Origin of the sequence: Neotamlana sedimentorum (assembly GCF_000943565.1) — a bacterium.
Classification (GTDB): Bacteria; Bacteroidota; Bacteroidia; order Flavobacteriales; family Flavobacteriaceae; genus Neotamlana; species Neotamlana sedimentorum.
On record NZ_JTDW01000007.1, the window covers coordinates 185,695 to 203,444 of the forward strand.

Sequence of the window (17,750 nt, forward strand, 5' to 3'; positions counted from 1 at the left end):
TTAAAAATCTACTATTTAATTAAAAATAATAAAATTGTTATTAAAAAAATCCTGTTTTGGCAGGAATAACAAACTGTTTTTACAGTTGTGTTTGGTATGCAATAGCATACATTTTTAATTGTTTTACCATACTAACCAAACCATTGGCGCGGGTTGGCGACAAGTGTTCTTTAAGTCCAATTTTATCAATAAAATCGGTATTGGCTTCAATAATATCTTTTGGGTGTTGGCTTGAAAACACTCGAATTAAAATAGCAATAATACCTTTGGTTATAATGGCATCGCTATCGGCTGTAAAAACTACTTTATCGGTGTCCATTTCGGCATGAACCCAAACTTTACTTTGGCATCCTTTTATAATATTATCATCGGTTTTATACTGGTCGTCAATTAAGGGTAAATCTTTCCCTAAATCAATCATATATTGGTAACGTTCTTCCCAATCTTCAAACATTGAGAACTCGTCTATTATTTCGTTTTGAATATCTTCTATCGTCACTATTTCAATTGTTTTAATAGTTGAATTTTTTATCAAGTCTTGATAATGAAAAGCTTCGGTTGGCGCTCAACCTAACAACATAAATTTATATACAAAAGTACAATAAGAATTATTGCTATTCAATGTTTTCTGAAAGAGATAAGATTTCTTTAACAAGATTAGCAATTTCTTTAGGCGGATTACCATGATCGAAGGCTGAAGACTCGTAAGTTTTACCGTTTTTAGTAATTGTTAATTGAGCCAGAGCTGCACCATCGAAAGCATACTTTTTACTGGGTGCATTAATTTCTGAAAGCTCATTTAATTGAAGCTGATTTAGCAAAGTCTCTACCTGCTGCCAAGTAGCTTTGTCACACGCTTTTTTTATGGCTGTCCCGCCACGTTTTTGTACGGTTGCAATTTGATTTTCATCTACAATTACTTCTTTAAAAAAACCTCTAGATGATGCTGTGTATGCGATTGTAAGTTTAGCGTCGTTTACTGCCGATAATAATAAATCACTACCACTAAACACAGAAAAACCAGTAGCTGTAAATGTTATCGCATCGGCGTTATTTAATGCTTTTAACAACGCATTTTCGGTAGCTACCAAAGCTGGACGACACATGCGTTTTGTTGATGCCATTTTACCAAATTTTAAGGTCGATTCATTTAAACTAAACGTACCAAAAAAACGATTACAACCCGAAAAACCGAATACTTTTTGCGTTTCTTTATCAAAATTAATTTTTAGATTAAAACTTGAAACATCGTCGCCGTGAAGCCTATTAATAGTATAATCGCCGTGTAATTCAGGATTTATTGAGGCATTTTGGTTTTCATTAATTTGCATCGTTTTTGGGTTTGTAACATCGCCACCGCATTTAAGTAAAACCAGAGCGAAAGCAAGTAATATACTTTTCATAATTTTTTATTATTTATTCTGAAATACTTAATACAAAAAGAAAGCCAAACTTAATTTAGCTCAACATCATTTTTGCTTTTTTAACGCCTTCAACCAAAACATCGATTTCGGCTTTTGTGTTGTAGAATGCAAATGATGCACGCACGGTTCCAGGAATTTTAAAATAATCCATTATGGGTTGAGCGCAGTGGTGACCAGTACGAACGGCAACCCCTAATTTATCGAGAATAGTACCAACATCGTATGGATGAATACCTTCTAAATTAAATGAAATCACCGATGTTTTACGTTCTGAAGTACCGTATATTTTTAAACCTTCTATTTCTAAAAGTTTTTCTGTAGCATATTCTAAAAGTTCATGCTCGTATGAAGCAATGGCATCGAAACCTACGGCATTCATATAATCGATGGCTGTACCAAAGGCTATGCCACCACAAATATTTGGTGTTCCTGCTTCAAACTTATGTGGTAAAGCTGCATAGGTAGTTTTTTCGAACGTGACTTCGGCAATCATTTCTCCTCCACCTTGATATGGTGGCAATTTGTTAAGCCATTCTTCTTTACCATACAATACGCCAACACCTGTTGGGCCACACATTTTGTGGGCTGAAACTACATAAAAATCGACATCTAACGCTTGAACATCTGGTTTAATATGTGGGCTAGATTGTGCGCCATCAACTAAAACAGCTGCCCCAACCTCGTGTGCTTTTTTTATAATATGTTCTATAGGATTTATTGTTCCTAAAGCATTTGAAATATGATTTACAAAAACAAGTTTTGTATTCTGGTTTAATAACGTTTCGAACAACTTAATTTCCAACTCACCATTTTGGTTCATTGGTATTACTTTTAAACTGGCTCCTGTACGCTCGCAAAGCATTTGCCAAGGTACTATATTACTATGATGCTCTAAAGCTGACACTATAATTTCGTCGCCCTTTTTTAAGAGTGCAGAAAACCCGTTGGCTACTAAATTTATACCATGTGTAGTTCCTGAAGTATAAATTATTTCGTGGGCATGCTTAGCGTTAAAATGTGCTTGTATTTTATATCGTGCTTGCTCGTATAAATCGGTTGCTTCTTGGCTTAAAGCATGCACACCACGATGTATATTAGCATTGTAGTTTGAGTAATAATCTACAATTACATCTATAACTTGCTGTGGCGTTTGCGATGTTGCTGCATTATCGAAATACACCAAAGGTTTACCGTTTACTTGTCTGGACAGTATTGGGAAATCTTTTCGTATATTTTCTACTTTAAACATGATGTTGTGTTTAGCCCCGATTGAGGCATTTGTTGAAGCTCGCCCGATAGGGAAGCGACTGCCGAAAGCGAGATTAGCTTCAAAAAAAATTAAATACTAAAAATGCTTTTAAGACTATAAATCGAAACCTAAACTTACTCCTAATTTATCGGCTATAATTTTTGTAATGCGTTGTTTTAATTCTGGTATTTTTACCGAGCTTAATACATCGTTACTAAATGCAAACATTAATAATGCTTTGGCTTCTTTTTTAGGAATACCGCGCGATTGCATGTAAAACATAGCACTTTCGTCTAACTGACCAATAGTACAACCGTGTGAACATTTTACATCGTCTGCAAAAATTTCTAGTTGTGGCTTGGTATTAATAGTAGCTTTATCGCTTACTAAAATGTTATTGTTGGCTTGAAATGCATTTGTTTTTTGCGCTTCTTTTTCTACAACAACTTTACCGTTAAAAACACCTGTTGAGTTTTCGTTAAAAATACCTTTATAGTCTTGATGACTTTCGCAATTTGGCTCGATATGATGCACTAGCGTATTATGGTCTACATGTTGTTTGTTTCCAATAATAGTTACACCTTTTAGTGTAGAATCGATACCCTCTCCATTTTGATAAAAATTAAGGTTGTTACGTGTTAACTTACCTCCAAAAGAGAATGTGTGTACAGATGCTAAACTACTTTGCTTTTGCTTAATAAACGTATTGTCTATTAACGATGCATTGGTGTTATCGTTTTGTATTTTGTAATAATCTACAATAGCACGTTTTGCTGCAAAAATTTCTGTTACGCTATTAGTTAATATCGGATTATTGGTTAAACTTTGGTGACGTTCTATAATTTGAACATGCGAATTCTCGTCTACAACAATTAAATTACGAGGTTGCAACATAATTGCTGCTTCGTTACCTGTTGAGAAGTGTATTATTTGAATTGGTTTTTCTACCAATTTATTTTTTGGAATATGGATGTATGCGCCTTCACTTGAAAATGCCGTGTTTAAAGCTGATAAGCTATCGCTTTCTGCGGCTTTATTAAAATAATTTTCTATAACCAAACGATATTTTGGTTTACATAATGCTGACGACATTAGGCAAACATCGATACCTTCGTGTGTGGTTTGTGATAGGTGCGATGAATATTTACCATCTATAAATACAATTTTATAAGTATCTATATCGTGAATAAAATATTTTTTTACATCGTTATATTCTAAAGCGGTTTCTTGTTTTGGAAAAACGCAATAGTCTTCGCTTAAAACTTTGTTTAAAGAGGTGTATTTCCAGGCTTCATCTTTTTTACTAGGAAAGCCTTTTTCTTGAAATACTTTTATAGCATCGTTTCGTAAATTATTCACATATGATCCCATATCTGAACGGTCTTCGAATACTAAATGCGATGATAGTAATTTGTCTTTTAAATCCATTTTTTTTATTGTTTCAAGTTTCTTGTTTAAGGTTTTAAGTTTATCACTCTTGCCCTAAACATTATCTGAACTTGTTCCCCTTAAAATCTTTTTTATTTAGATAAGATATGAACGCCGATATTCGTTTGCTGAGTTGTTCATATTCATTCACTAAATTTTCTAGTTTTTCTTCTGAAATATATTCAGAATCAAAAACACGATATAATTGCGATCTGGTTTCTCCAGCCGAACCTTTTGCTATAGATAGAAATTGTCTAAATTCTAAATTTCCATCACGCTCAAAACCTTCGGCAATGTTATCCATTACGGAACCAGAAGAACCTTTTATTTGATCTTTAAGTTTAAAGTCATTTTTTAAATCTGAATTTTTAGAAATGGTAATTATTACTTTAGAAAGACGTCTAGCTTCTTTCCATATTTCTAAATCTTCAAAATGCGTTATAGTCGCCATTAACTTTAAACCTTGAACTTTAAACTACAATAATTGGCTAAACCAATTCTTGTTTAATCCAATCGTAACCTTTAGCTTCAAGTTCGTGAGCTAACTCTTTAGTACCTGATTTTACAATTTTACCTTTGTAAAGTACGTGTACGTAATCTGGAACAATATAATCTAACAAACGTTGGTAGTGCGTAATTACAATTACAGAATTGTCTTTACTTTTTAGTTTGTTTACACCATTTGCTACAATACGAAGTGCATCGATATCTAGACCAGAATCGGTTTCATCAAGAATTGCCAATTTTGGATCTAACATAGCCATTTGGAAAATTTCGTTACGTTTTTTCTCACCTCCCGAAAAACCTTCGTTTAAAGAACGTGATAAGAAATTACGATCTATCTCTAATAAATCGGCTTTTTCACGAATTAGTTTTAGCATGTCTTTAGCAGGCATTTCTTCTAAACCTTGTGCTTTACGCGATTCGTTTATAGCTGTTTTTATAAAGTTAGTTACTGAAACTCCAGGAATTTCTACTGGATATTGAAACGATAAAAAGATACCTTTGTGAGCACGCTCTTCAGCATCTAACTCTTCAATAGCTTCTCCATTAAAAGAAATTGATCCTTTCTGTACTTCATAATCTTCTTTTCCAGCAATTACTGAAGCTAACGTACTTTTACCAGAACCATTTGGCCCCATAATAGCGTGAACTTCTCCTGGTTTTACTTCAAGGTTTATGCCTTTTAAAATATCCTTGTCTTCAACACTTGCGTGTAAATCGTTAATTTTTAACATCCTATTGTTCTAATTTTACAACGTTGCTACTTTCCTTTGGTTTAGAAACATTAATTATCTCAACAATTTCAACTTTATTTTCCCAAAGAATTTTATCGTCTTTTTTATTTGTAATTTTTCCTCTAATTATAACATCAACCATATCGGTTGGCTGCCTTTTATATTGTTTTGCCTTTGCATCGAGCTCTAGCATTTTATCGGTAACATAAACTCCATAAATTTCGTTATGTGTTTGCAATACTGCTGCATCTCCAAAATAAACAAATTCCCCTTTTAACAAGGTTAAACCATCGCTTTGCTTTTCTGTAGGCTCACTACTTGTATCGGTAGCTACTGGCACATCTTCTGGTTTAGTTTTTGTGTCGTTTTTACAATTTGTAAAAGCGATGAGCACAAATAATAAATAAATGATTTTTTTCATTTTGAAAACTTAATTCCACAAACACTTCGACTTTACAAAGCGTATATTTAAAATTTATCCTACGCTACCTTCTAAACTTATTTCTAATAATTTTTGTGCTTCTACTGCAAATTCCATTGGTAATTTATTTAACACCTCTTTACTAAACCCGTTTACAATTAATGCAATAGCTTTTTCGGTATCTATACCACGTTGGTTACAGTAAAAAATTTGATCTTCACCAATTTTACTTGTTGTTGCTTCGTGTTCTATTTTAGCTGTTTTATTTTTTACCTCGATGTAAGGGAATGTATGCGCACCACATTCGTTACCCATTAATAAACTATCGCATTGTGAAAAGTTACGTGCGTTTTCTGCTCTAGAATTTACTTGAACTAAACCACGGTAACTATTTTGCGATTTTCCTGCCGAAATACCTTTTGATATAATGGTTGATTTAGTGTTTTTACCTAAATGAATCATTTTTGTACCGGTATCGGCTTGCTGGTAGTTATTTGTAACCGCTATTGAGTAAAACTCACCTACCGAATTATCGCCTTTTAATACACAACTCGGATATTTCCAGGTTACGGCAGAACCAGTTTCAACTTGCGTCCATGAAATTTTTGCGTTTTTCTCACATAAACCACGCTTTGTTACAAAATTGAAAACACCACCTTTACCTTCGGCATTTCCTGGAAACCAGTTTTGAACAGTTGAGTATTTTATCTCAGCATCATCTAAAGCTATTAACTCTACAACAGCCGCGTGCAACTGGTTTTCATCACGACTTGGTGCTGTACAACCTTCCAAGTAACTTACATAACTGCCTTCGTCTGCAATTACTAAAGTTCTTTCGAACTGACCAGTTCCGGCTTGGTTAATACGGAAATATGTAGATAGCTCCATTGGGCACCTTACGCCTTTTGGTATGTAACAAAAACTACCATCGCTAAAAACAGCAGAGTTTAAAGCGGCGTAAAAATTATCTTTTTGAGGCACAACCGTACCAATATATTTTTTTACAAGTTCTGGATGCTCTTTTATAGCTTCAGAAATACTCATGAAAATAATTCCTTTTTCTCCTAAAGTCTTTTTAAAGGTTGTAGCCACAGAAACAGAATCTACCACAACATCCATAGCTACTCCGGCTAATTTTTTCTGCTCGTCTAGAGAAATTCCTAACTTCTCGAAAGTTGCTAATAACTCGGGATCGACCTCATCTATACTATCGTATTTTGGCTTGCTATTTGGTGCAGAATAGTACGAAATAGCTTGAAAATCTGGCTTCTGGTAATTAACATTCGCCCACTCTGGCTCTTCCATGTTTTGCCAAACTCTAAAAGCTTCTAAGCGCCATTCGGTCATCCATTCTGGTTCTTCTTTCTTCTTAGAAATAGCGCGAACAATATCTTCGTTTAACCCAATAGGAAATGTTTCAGATTCTATATCTGTATAAAAACCATATTCGTATTCTTTGGTTTTTAATTCTTCTCTTAAATCATCCTCGGTATATTTCGACATAATGCTTTCTTAATTATTATAATGAAAACGACTCCCCGCAACCACAAGTGCGGTTGGCGTTTGGATTATTAAACACAAATCCAGTTCCGTTTAAACCTCCTGAATATTCTAAAGTTGTACCTATAAGATACAAAAAGCTTTTTTTATCAACAATAATTTTGACACCATTATCTTCAAAAACTTTATCATCGTCATTGCTTTCTTTGTCGAACTTTAAATCGTACGACAACCCAGAACAACCACCGCTTTTTACGCCCACACGCACATAGTCTGTACTTGGGTTAAAGCCGTCATCGTTCATAAGCTCAATAACTTTCTTTTTTGCTGTTTCAGAAACTTTTATCATATTATTTTTTATTGAGTGCAAATATACAATTTAAGACGTGTATTTCAACATAACCTAACATTATATTACTATATAGTTTTATAGCTTTTTCTTATGGATTTACTCTTGCTGAGTTACCATATTCTTAAATTTAGCAGGTTTTAATAGCTGTGGCGTGTTATTTATAGCCAAACCTAGGAAATTTTAACCTATTTAACACGTCATGAGAATGTTACGCTATTCACAAGCATCACCAATACCGTTATTATTTTCATCTTCTTGTAACGGATTTGCTGTAGTTGGACAGTTATCGAAGCTATCATTAATACCATCTTCGTCGGAATCAATAAACTCACCTAGCCCTAAAACCTCCATATTACAAGATTGTATAGCCACAAGAGGAAATCAAACAAGAAATTTAGCAAATAGGTGTTTTGTTCTCATTTGAAATTAGTTTAGTATATTTTAGTTTTAGCATAAATTTACTAAAAAACGAAAATAGCTTCTTATTTTTGCAGCATGATTGAAGATAAAAACCAACAGCGTACCCAATTAAGTGATTTAGGTGAATTCGGATTAATTGACCACCTTACTAAAAACTTTAAAATTAAGCACAGTACCACCATAAAAGGCATTGGTGATGATGCAGCTGTTTTAGATTTTAAAAAGCAAATCGTTGTTACAACCGATTTATTGGTTGAAGGCGTACATTTCGATTTAAGCTATATGCCGTTAAAACATTTAGGATACAAATCTGTAATTGTAAACCTATCGGATGTTTATGCAATGAATGCAAAAGCTACGCAAGTAACAATTTCGATCGCGGTATCAAACCGATTTCCTATAGAAGCACTAGAAGCTATTTATGCCGGCATTGAAACCGCTGCAAAAATTTACAATATCGATGTTATTGGTGGTGACACCACATCATCGAACACAGGTTTATTAATTTCGGTTACCGCTATTGGCGAAGTTGAAGCCGACCAAGTGGTTTATCGTAACGGTGCTAAACCAAACGACTTATTGGTTGTAAGTGGGGATTTAGGCGCCGCCTACATGGGTTTACAGGTTTTAGAACGCGAAAAAGAAGTTTTTAAAGTTAACCCAAACAACCAGCCCGATTTAGAACCTTACACCTACATAGTTGAGCGACAATTAAAACCCGAAGCTCGAAAAGATATAATTAAATTACTAAGTGAGCTTGAAGTTAAACCAACTGCAATGATTGATATTAGCGATGGATTATCTTCTGAAATCATGCATTTGTGTAAACAAAGCAAGGTTGGATGCGATTTATATGAAAATAAAATACCTTTAGATCCTCAAGTTATTTCAACTTGCGAAGAATTTAACATAGACAGCACAACCGTTGCTTTAAACGGTGGTGAAGATTACGAATTACTTTTCACTATTACGCAGCAAGATTTTCCTAAAATAAAAGCCAACCCAAATTTAAGTGTTATTGGTTTTATTAAAGAAGAAAAAGAAGGATTGCATTTAATTACTAGAGCCGACACAAAAATTCCTTTAAAAGCACAAGGCTGGAAAAATTTTAATGACTAAAGCTAATTAGATTTCCTACAATAAGTGGTGGTGTGGTTGTTTCGGTTGTAGTTGGAATATGGCCGTGACGTTTTATAAACATCGATGCTAACACATCATTAATTTCTTTGTATTTTGGTGTTAGCTCAACAAGATAGCCGTTGCTATTTGTGGTTAGTTCTTTACCGCAATTTTTGCAGGTGTATTCTTTTACGTGACAAGTAACATCTCTAGACACTTGGTAATGATGCCCAAAGATTTTACATTGAAGGTTTTTCATTTACTTTCCAAATCTTTTTAATTAGTTAATTAGAGACTTTTAAACTAAGTAAAAAGTTAGAAAAAATTAAACGATTTGATGCCTAATCGACGAAGTGATAGATTTATCCTGTAAACGCTTATTTCGGACTGAATGAATTTTCTCTAAAACCTCATTAATCTCTTTAAATTTAGGTGTTAAGGCAGTTAAATCACCATTGCCGTTGGTGGTTAATTCCTTTTTACAATGACTGCATCGATACTCTTTTACATGTCGTGTAACTTTTTTTGTTACGTGATAGTCATGCCCAAAAATATTACAGTAAATTCGGGGCAATAACGCTGCTTTAAAGGTTGAATTATTTTCCATGATTGTTAGATTTGGTACCTAAACTTAGAGAAAAAAAATTAAAACACGACGAAAAGTTATTTTTTTTCGATGAAATGCATTATTTCAATTAAAAATTCGGTCGAATTTTCGATATGACTCATGTGACCATCTGGAAATGAAACTATTGGTGTATTAGTTCTTTCCGCTTGACGAGCTATAGATTTATATAAAAGTACTGGATCTTTTTTACCAGCAATTATTAAAGTTTTAAAACTACTATTTTTTAAAACACCTTGTCTATCTGCTCTTATTTTCATTCCCTCCAATGCAGCAATAATACCTTGTAGTGGTGTTTTTAAAGCTTCAATAACTGTTTTTTGTATTTGCTCTGCATAAATCGTACGGTTTTTGAGTCTAAATAAATTAGCAATGGCCATTCTTATAAAAAGTTCATGATTTTTCTTTACTGCTTCAATAGCGCGATCTCGATTTTGTTTTCGTTCAATAGAATCTTGCTCCGAGGTTGAATTCATTAAACACAAACCCGATAGCATTTCTGGCCACTTTTCAGCGAAAGCCAAACTCACATATCCCCCCATGGAATGCCCAACTAAATAAGTCTTAAAAATTTTTAAATGATTTAAAACTGCATGAACTGTTTCGGCCATAAGCTCCATTGTATGAACATAACCTAAACAACCGGTTTGCCCATGCCCCAATAAATCTATACAAATTACTCGATGTGTTTTTGTTAATTCTGGAATAAAGGCTTCCCACATGCCGCCATGTTCTAAAAAACCATGTAATAAAACTAAAGTTTCACCCTTTCCATAATCTGTATAAAAAACAGAAGTTTCCTTATAGTTTATAACCATAAAAACTAAGCCTTAACTTTTTTAATAGCGGTAAAAGCTTTGTCTACGTATTCATCTTCCACTAAAATGGTAAACTCATTGGTGGTAGATATAACCTCGTACAACACCACACCTTCCCAAGCTAAACGTTTAAAAAAATGATAATATAAACCAGCTATTTTAGAATTGTCTTTAGGCAAGTTTATACTAATTGCAGTTAAGCCATCTTGAACAGCTAAGAATGTTTCGTTTGATAATTGGTTTTCAATAAAACCTTTTAAACTACTAGAAATAATAATGTTGCTTTCATGAATACCACGTGTAAACGTATAAAACAACTTCGATTCCTGATTTATACGTTCAAGAATTTTAGCGTGATTATCAATTATCGTATCCGAATTTCTAACCGTAAAATCAGTTAAGTTAGAACGTACCGTAATATCTCCTAGATTTTGAATTACCCGTTTCATTTTTATAGAATTTGATAATGCAACGGGCGGGTTATACCTTCTTAAAGCCATCATTATAGCTCCTGGTTTAACCTCTTTTTTTAACATTTGACTTATAGGCTCAGTTAACTCTATTGCCAAAGCACTAAAGTTAATAATGTTTCTTGAAAGCGCTTCTTCTAGATACGGTTGCGATATTAAAATATCTTCTACACAATTGGATACTGTTTTCATGTTAATTATTTAACAATTTGTGTAAAAATAATTTTTTTTTATTAAAAACATAGTAAATTCTAAAACTAGTTATAATTTAGCATCAAATTATTTGAAAATGAAGGTATTGAAATTTGGAGGAACCTCGGTAGGTTCGGTAAAAAACATGAGCAATGTTAAAAGCATAATTAACGATGGTAATAAAAAGGTTGTAGTATTATCTGCTATGTCTGGCACAACCAACGCTTTAGTTGGAATTGCTCAACAAATAAAAGAAAAGAACCCTCATGACGCATTAGAGAACATTAATGCACTTCATGAAAAATATACAGAAACTATTAACCAGTTATTACAGGAAAAAACGTTAAACTATAATGTAAAAAGTTATGTTAACGATGTATTCAACTTTTTAATAGAATGTACTTATAAGTTACACACACCAGCACTTGAAAACAAAATTTTAGCGCAGGGCGAATTGCTTTCAACATACATGTTTAATAGCTATTTAGCTCAAGAAGGTATTAGCGCTGCTTTACTTCCTGCATTAGATTTTATGCGTATTGATGAGCATAAAGAGCCTAATTTTAATTACATAGAAGAAAAATTTGCCGAAGTAATAAAAAAGGCCGGTGATGCAGAAATTTATATTACACAAGGTTTTATATGTTTGGATGTGCAAGACAAAATTTCTAACCTGCAACGTGGTGGAAGCGACTATACAGCAACCATTATTGGTGCTGCTATTAAAGCTGAAGAAGTACAAATTTGGACAGATATTGATGGCATGCACAACAACGACCCGCGACATGTTGAAAACACCAGACCAATTTCTAACCTGTCGTTTGATGAGGCTGCAGAATTAGCTTATTTTGGAGCAAAAATTTTACATCCACAAACTATTTCTCCTGTCAGAAAAGATCAAATTCCAGTACGCTTAAAAAACACTATGGACCCTGAAGCTTATGGCACATTAATATCTGAAGAAACTTCAGAAAACGGTGTTAAAGCTATAGCTGCAAAAGATAACATTACTGCTATAAAAATTAAATCGGGCAGAATGTTACAAGCCCATGGTTTTTTGAAACGTGTTTTTGAAATTTTTGAAGTTTATGAAACTGCAATCGATATGATTACTACCTCTGAAGTTGCGGTTTCTCTAACTATAGACGACGATAAAAACCTAGCTAAAATAATAAGTGAACTTGAAAAGTTCTCGACTGTTGAAGTTGATAAAAACCAAAGTATTGTTTGCCTAGTTGGACATGCCGTTGTAAACCATCAAGACACCTTTAAGTTATTCCAAATACTGCAAGATGTTAAAATAAGAATGATTTCTTACGGCGGAAGCAATAATAACATTTCTTTATTAATTGACACCAACAATAAAATTACCACACTACAAAAGCTAAACAATTATTTATTTGAATTAGTCACTCTGTAAATGCTATGTTAGCGTGGAAAAAGGGATTGCTTTTGCAATCCCTTTTATTTTTTCTATGAATTCATAATGTCTTCAATTTCATCAGCTTCAATAGGAATATTTTTCATTAAATTTATAGGTTCTCCTTGTTCTTGAATTACCACATCGTCCTCTAATCGAATACCAAAACCTTCATCAGGAATATAAATTCCAGGCTCTACAGTAAATACCATATTTGGCACCATTGGATCGGTTAAAATTCCGTAATCATGCGTATCTAAACCTATATGATGAGACGTTCCGTGCATAAAATACTTTTTGTAAGCAGGCCAATCAGGATCTTCATTTTGCACATCAGCTTTATCTAGTAAACCTAAACCTAAAAGTTCAGAAGTCATTATTTTACCAACCTCAACATGATAATCTTCCCAAATAGTACCAGGAATTAACATTTTTGTTGCTTCTTTTTTAACATTGTTTACTGCGTTATAAACATCTTTTTGTCGTTTAGTAAACGTACCAGAAACCGGAATGGTTCTAGTTAAATCGCTAGAATAATTCGCATACTCTGCAGCTGTATCAAGCAAAACTAATTCACCGGCTTTACATTGTTTATTATTTTCTAAATAATGCAATACATTAGCATTTTTTCCAGAACCAATTATTGGAGAGTATGCAAAACCTTTAGATCGGTTTTTAATAAATTCATGCAATAACTCTGCCTCAATTTCATATTCCCAAACTCCGGGTTTTACAAAATTTAACAACCGTCTAAATCCTTTTTCAGTAATATCACAAGCTTGCTGCATTAAAGCAATTTCTTGTGGCTCTTTTACCGAGCGTAATCGTTGTAAAATAGTTGCACTTTTGGCAACGCTATGAGCTGGGTATTTTTGCTTTAACCATTTAGAAAATCGATCTTCACGGGTTTCAGTTTCTACACTAGCACGATAATGTTCGTTTGTATTTATGTATACGGTATCACATTGAGTCATTAATTCAAACATTACCTTTTCCATATCCTGTAACCAATATACCATTTTTACACCACTGGTTTTGTAAGCCGCTTCTTTGTCTAGTTTTGCCCCCTCCCACACAGCAATGTGCTCGTTAGTTTCTCGCAGAAATAAAATTTCACGATGTTTTTCTTTTGGACAATCTGGAAATATTACTAAAATACTCTCCTCTTGATCTACGCCACTTAAGTAAAAAATATCGCGATGTTGCTGAAATGGCAGGGTACTATCTGCACTAATTGGGTATATATCGTTCGAGTTAAAAACAGCCAAACTATTAGGCTTCATATTAGCTGCAAACTTTTTTCTGTTTTTCACAAACAACTCATTATCAATAGGTAAATATTTCATAATAAAAATAGAAATTAAATTTTGTAATTACACAAAGCTACAAAAAGCTATTTGCCTTACTAAGCTTTTAACATAATGTAAATTTTTAAGGGTATAATCTTCTTTAAAATGATTCTAAATACACAGTAAAATGCCATTTAATGCTTGTTAAAAATAGCTTTGAGCCTTACATTTGTTATATATAAATAAACTAACAAAATAATGGGCGGATTTTTTAAATCTTCGATAGGAAGAAAGGTTGCCATGGCACTTTCGGCATTCTTCCTTATGGTATTCTTACTACAACACTTCGCAATTAATTTACTTTCGGTTTTTAATCCCGATCTTTTTAACGAAGTTTCACATTTTATGGGAACTAACCCTCTTGTTCAATTTGCATTACAACCAGTTTTAATTTTTGGTGTAGTGTTTCATTTCATCATGGGATTTGTTCTTGAAATAAAAAACAAAAAAGCACAAGGTGTTGCTTATGTGAAAAATAATGGTGCCGCAAATTCAACTTGGATGAGTAGAAATATGATTTGGAGTGGCGCAGCTATTTTAGCTTTTATCGTGCTTCACTTTATCGATTTCTGGATTCCTGAAATTAACACAAAATACATTCAAGGCGATTGGTCTGGAACGCTAGAAGGCGTTGAAGGGTTTCGTTACTACGAAGAGCTTACTCACAAATTTGTAAGCCCTATTCGTGTTGGTGCTTATGTATTGGCTTTTGTGTTTTTAGCTTTACACTTACTACACGGGTTTACTTCGGCATTCCAATCTGTGGGAGCAACGGCTGGAAGAAAAAAAACTTTGCAAAACATTGGTAAAGCTTATTCTATAATAATTCCTTTAGGATTTATTTTTATAGCACTTTACCATCATTTTAACCATTAATCTTAAAAATATGGCTTTAAATTCAAAAGTACCTCAAGGTCCAATTAAAGATAAATGGACAACTTATAAAGACAAAATTGATTTAGTAAACCCTGCAAACAAACGTCTTATCGATGTTATTGTTGTAGGTACTGGTTTAGCTGGAGGTTCTGCAGCTGCAACTCTTGCCGAATTAGGATATAACGTAAAAGCATTTTGTTATCAAGATTCACCTCGTCGCGCACACTCAATTGCGGCACAAGGTGGTATAAATGCTGCCAAAAACTATCAAGGTGATGGCGATTCAACATATAGATTATTTTACGACACCGTAAAAGGTGGCGATTACCGTTCGCGTGAAGCTAACGTATACCGTTTAGCTGAAGTATCGGCAAATATAATTGACCAATGTGTGGCTCAAGGCGTTCCTTTTGCTCGTGATTATGGTGGCCTTTTAGATAACCGTTCTTTTGGTGGTGTACTTGTTTCTAGAACATTTTACGCTAAAGGACAAACTGGTCAGCAATTATTATTAGGCGCTTATTCTGCTATGAATAGACAGATTGCTCGTGGTAAAATTGAAATGTTTAACCGTCACGAAATGCTAGATGTTGTAAAAGTAGACGGAAAAGCTCGTGGTATTATTGCGCGTAACTTAATTACAGGAGAAATTGAGCGTCATTCTGCTCATGCTGTAGTTATTGCTTCTGGTGGTTACGGAAATGTTTATTTCTTATCTACTAATGCTATGGGTTCTAATGCTACTGCAGCATGGAAAATTCATAAAAAAGGAGCTTATTTTGCAAACCCTTGCTATACACAAATTCACCCAACTTGTATTCCTCGTTCTGGTGATTACCAATCTAAATTAACGTTAATGTCGGAATCGTTACGTAACGACGGACGTATTTGGGTGCCAAAAAACATGGAAGACGTTATTGCTATTCGTGAAGGCAAGAAAAAACCAACCGATTTATCGGAAGATGAAAGAGATTACTACTTAGAGCGTCGTTACCCTGCATTTGGTAACTTAGTGCCTCGTGATGTTGCATCGCGTGCCGCTAAAGAGCGTTGTGATGCTGGTTATGGTGTTAACGCTACTGGTGAAGCTGTATATTTAGATTTTGCTTCGGCTATTGAAAGATATGGTAAAGAGCAAGCTAAAATTCATAATATTGAAAACCCTTCAAAACAAAAAATATACGATTTAGGTAAAGCTATTGTTGAAGCTAAATACGGAAACTTATTCCAAATGTACGAGAAAATCGTAGATGAGAATCCGTACGAAACCCCTATGATGATTTATCCTGCAACACACTATACTATGGGTGGTGTTTGGGTTGATTATAACCTAATGACCACAGTTGATGGTTTATACTGTATTGGTGAAGCTAACTTCTCCGATCATGGTGCTAACCGCTTAGGTGCCTCTGCATTAATGCAAGGTTTAGCCGATGGATACTTTGTTTTACCTTATACAATTGGTGATTATTTAGCTGATGAAATTCGTACCGGAAAAATTCCAACCAATACACCTGAGTTTGATGAAGCTGAAAAAGAAGTAAAAGATAGAATCGATTTCTTTGTTAACAACCAAGGAACTAATTCTGTAGATTATTACCACAAAAAATTAGGAAAAATAATGTGGGATAAATGCGGTATGTCTAGAAACGAGCAAGGATTAAAAGAAGCCATGGCCGAAATTAAAGCCCTTCGTGAAGACTTCTGGAAAAACGTAAAGGTACCAGGTACTGCAAACGAAATGAACCCAGAACTTGAAAAAGCTGGAAGAGTGGCAGATTTCTTAGAACTTGGTGAACTTTTTGCTAAAGATGCCTTAAGCAGAAATGAATCTTGTGGCGGACACTTTAGGGAAGAATCTGTAGAACTTGATGGTGAACAAAAAGGTGAGGCTAAACGTAACGATAAAGAATACGCTTATGTAGCTGCTTGGGAATACAAAGGCGAACCTGCCGATGCTGTATTGCATAAAGAGGAATTAGAATTTAACGATATAGAACTGAAACAACGTTCATACAAATAAGAAAGGTTATGTCAGAAAAAGGAATGAATTTAACATTAAGAATCTGGAGACAGAAAGACTCAAACGCTAAGGGTCAAATGGTAGATTATAAAGTTACCGAAATTTCAGAACACATGTCTTTCTTAGAAATGATGGATGTTCTTAACGAACAATTAGTAGCTAAAGGTGAAGAACCTGTTGCTTTCGATCATGACTGTCGTGAAGGTATTTGTGGTATGTGTTCTATGTATATAAATGGTGAAGCTCACGGCCCAGATCGTGGTGTAACAACCTGTCAATTACACATGCGTATGTTTAAAGATGGCGATACTATTACTATCGAGCCATTTAGAGCCGCTGCTTTCCCGGTAATTAAAGATTTAGTTGTAGATAGAACATCTTTTGATAGAATACAACATGCTGGTGGTTACATTTCTGTAAACACTTCTGGAAACACACAAGATGCAAACGCTTTACCAATTTCTAAACATGCTGCAGATGAAGCTATGGATGCTGCAACATGTATTGGTTGTGGTGCTTGTGTTGCAACATGTAAAAACTCGTCTGCTATGTTGTTTGTTGGTGCTAAAGTATCGCAATATGCACTTTTACCTCAAGGGCAAGTTGAAGCTGCAGACCGTGTAAAAAACATGGTAGCTCAAATGGATTTAGAAGGTTTTGGTAACTGTACAAACACAGGAGCTTGCGAAATTGAATGTCCTAAAGGAATTTCTTTAGAAAACATCGCAAGAATGAACCGTGAATTAATGAAAGCTAATATATAAGTTAACTCACACTAAAACATAAATTAAAAAGCCTAAGTAAAGTTTACTTAGGCTTTTTTTAT

Annotated in this window: 20 protein-coding genes; 5 read left to right on the plus strand and 15 right to left on the minus strand. The window is 34.1% G+C overall.

All coding sequences use genetic code 11. The features are described 5' to 3' along the window. Positions 1-79: 79 nt before the first annotated feature. The 10 genes from PW52_RS11405 to PW52_RS17390 all read right to left on the minus strand — a co-directional run bounded on the left by PW52_RS11405 (position 80) and on the right by PW52_RS17390 (position 7,963). Positions 80-499, minus strand: a complete 420-nt coding sequence (locus PW52_RS11405) for a SufE family protein (RefSeq protein ID WP_044633148.1) — start codon at positions 497-499, stop codon at positions 80-82. A 115-nt stretch (positions 500-614) separates the two neighbouring features. Continuing rightward, positions 615-1,403, minus strand: a complete 789-nt coding sequence (locus PW52_RS17180; protein ID WP_052823469.1) for an META domain-containing protein — start codon at positions 1,401-1,403, stop codon at positions 615-617. A 55-nt stretch (positions 1,404-1,458) separates the two neighbouring features. Beyond that, complete coding sequence (locus tag PW52_RS11415; protein ID WP_044633073.1) at positions 1,459-2,673, minus strand: aminotransferase class V-fold PLP-dependent enzyme; 1,215 nt, start codon at positions 2,671-2,673, stop codon at positions 1,459-1,461. A gap of 114 nt (positions 2,674-2,787) precedes the next feature. Further along, positions 2,788-4,101, minus strand: coding sequence for a Fe-S cluster assembly protein SufD (gene sufD / locus PW52_RS11420; RefSeq protein WP_044633074.1), 1,314 nt, complete (start codon positions 4,099-4,101; stop codon positions 2,788-2,790). A gap of 61 nt (positions 4,102-4,162) precedes the next feature. Further along, entirely contained in the window at positions 4,163-4,552 is a 390-nt protein-coding gene (locus PW52_RS11425; protein ID WP_044633075.1) for a four helix bundle protein, read from the minus strand. A 37-nt stretch (positions 4,553-4,589) separates the two neighbouring features. Beyond that, complete coding sequence (sufC, locus tag PW52_RS11430) at positions 4,590-5,339, minus strand: Fe-S cluster assembly ATPase SufC (RefSeq protein ID WP_044633076.1); 750 nt, start codon at positions 5,337-5,339, stop codon at positions 4,590-4,592. 1 nt (position 5,340) lies between these two features. Next, positions 5,341-5,760, minus strand: coding sequence for a hypothetical protein (locus PW52_RS11435; RefSeq protein WP_044633077.1), 420 nt, complete (start codon positions 5,758-5,760; stop codon positions 5,341-5,343). Positions 5,761-5,814: 54 nt separating this feature from the next. After that, positions 5,815-7,263, minus strand: a complete 1,449-nt coding sequence (gene sufB / locus PW52_RS11440) for a Fe-S cluster assembly protein SufB (protein WP_044633078.1) — start codon at positions 7,261-7,263, stop codon at positions 5,815-5,817. A 16-nt stretch (positions 7,264-7,279) separates the two neighbouring features. After that, positions 7,280-7,609, minus strand: a complete 330-nt coding sequence (locus PW52_RS11445) for a HesB/IscA family protein (protein WP_044633079.1) — start codon at positions 7,607-7,609, stop codon at positions 7,280-7,282. A 216-nt stretch (positions 7,610-7,825) separates the two neighbouring features. After that, the gene (locus PW52_RS17390; protein WP_082050901.1) at positions 7,826-7,963 is read right to left on the minus strand and encodes a thrombospondin type 3 repeat-containing protein; all 138 of its coding nucleotides are present in this window, start codon (positions 7,961-7,963) and stop codon (positions 7,826-7,828) included. A 144-nt stretch (positions 7,964-8,107) separates the two neighbouring features. Between PW52_RS17390 and thiL the strand changes: the two genes are divergently transcribed. Next, positions 8,108-9,151 (plus strand): thiamine-phosphate kinase, encoded by a 1,044-nt coding sequence (thiL, locus tag PW52_RS11450; protein WP_044633080.1) that lies wholly within the window; start codon positions 8,108-8,110, stop codon positions 9,149-9,151. Here the strand turns inward: thiL and PW52_RS11455 are convergent. From PW52_RS11455 to PW52_RS11470, 4 genes are all read right to left on the minus strand, one after another. Continuing rightward, entirely contained in the window at positions 9,141-9,410 is a 270-nt protein-coding gene (locus PW52_RS11455; RefSeq protein WP_117584374.1) for a hypothetical protein, read from the minus strand. The genes thiL and PW52_RS11455 overlap by 11 nt on opposite strands. A gap of 66 nt (positions 9,411-9,476) precedes the next feature. Beyond that, a complete protein-coding gene (locus PW52_RS11460) occupies positions 9,477-9,758 on the minus strand; it encodes a hypothetical protein (RefSeq protein ID WP_044633081.1) in 282 nt (93 codons plus the stop codon). Between the two features lie 56 nt (positions 9,759-9,814). Next, positions 9,815-10,594 carry an alpha/beta fold hydrolase gene (locus PW52_RS11465; protein ID WP_044633082.1) on the minus strand — a complete coding sequence of 260 codons (780 nt, stop codon included), beginning with the start codon at positions 10,592-10,594 and terminating at the stop codon, positions 9,815-9,817. Positions 10,595-10,599: 5 nt separating this feature from the next. Beyond that, positions 10,600-11,256 (minus strand): hypothetical protein, encoded by a 657-nt coding sequence (locus PW52_RS11470; protein ID WP_044633083.1) that lies wholly within the window; start codon positions 11,254-11,256, stop codon positions 10,600-10,602. A 97-nt stretch (positions 11,257-11,353) separates the two neighbouring features. On the opposite strand from PW52_RS11470, the gene PW52_RS11475 reads away from it, so the two are divergent. Next, positions 11,354-12,676, plus strand: coding sequence for an aspartate kinase (locus PW52_RS11475; RefSeq protein WP_044633084.1), 1,323 nt, complete (start codon positions 11,354-11,356; stop codon positions 12,674-12,676). 53 nt (positions 12,677-12,729) lie between these two features. Here PW52_RS11475 and PW52_RS11480 read toward each other — a convergent pair whose 3' ends face one another. Continuing rightward, entirely contained in the window at positions 12,730-14,022 is a 1,293-nt protein-coding gene (locus PW52_RS11480; protein ID WP_044633085.1) for an aminopeptidase P family protein, read from the minus strand. 201 nt (positions 14,023-14,223) lie between these two features. Between PW52_RS11480 and PW52_RS11485 the strand changes: the two genes are divergently transcribed. Genes PW52_RS11485 through PW52_RS11495 form a run of 3 tightly spaced genes read left to right on the plus strand, consistent with a single transcriptional unit; the run spans position 14,224 to position 17,688 of the window. Continuing rightward, the gene (locus tag PW52_RS11485) at positions 14,224-14,901 is read left to right on the plus strand and encodes a succinate dehydrogenase cytochrome b subunit (protein ID WP_044633086.1); all 678 of its coding nucleotides are present in this window, start codon (positions 14,224-14,226) and stop codon (positions 14,899-14,901) included. A gap of 10 nt (positions 14,902-14,911) precedes the next feature. After that, complete coding sequence (locus PW52_RS11490; protein ID WP_044633087.1) at positions 14,912-16,924, plus strand: fumarate reductase/succinate dehydrogenase flavoprotein subunit; 2,013 nt, start codon at positions 14,912-14,914, stop codon at positions 16,922-16,924. 23 nt (positions 16,925-16,947) lie between these two features. Further along, on the plus strand, positions 16,948-17,688 hold the full coding sequence (locus tag PW52_RS11495) for a succinate dehydrogenase/fumarate reductase iron-sulfur subunit (RefSeq protein WP_044633151.1): 741 nt from the start codon (positions 16,948-16,950) through the stop codon (positions 17,686-17,688). Positions 17,689-17,750: the final 62 nt, after the last annotated feature.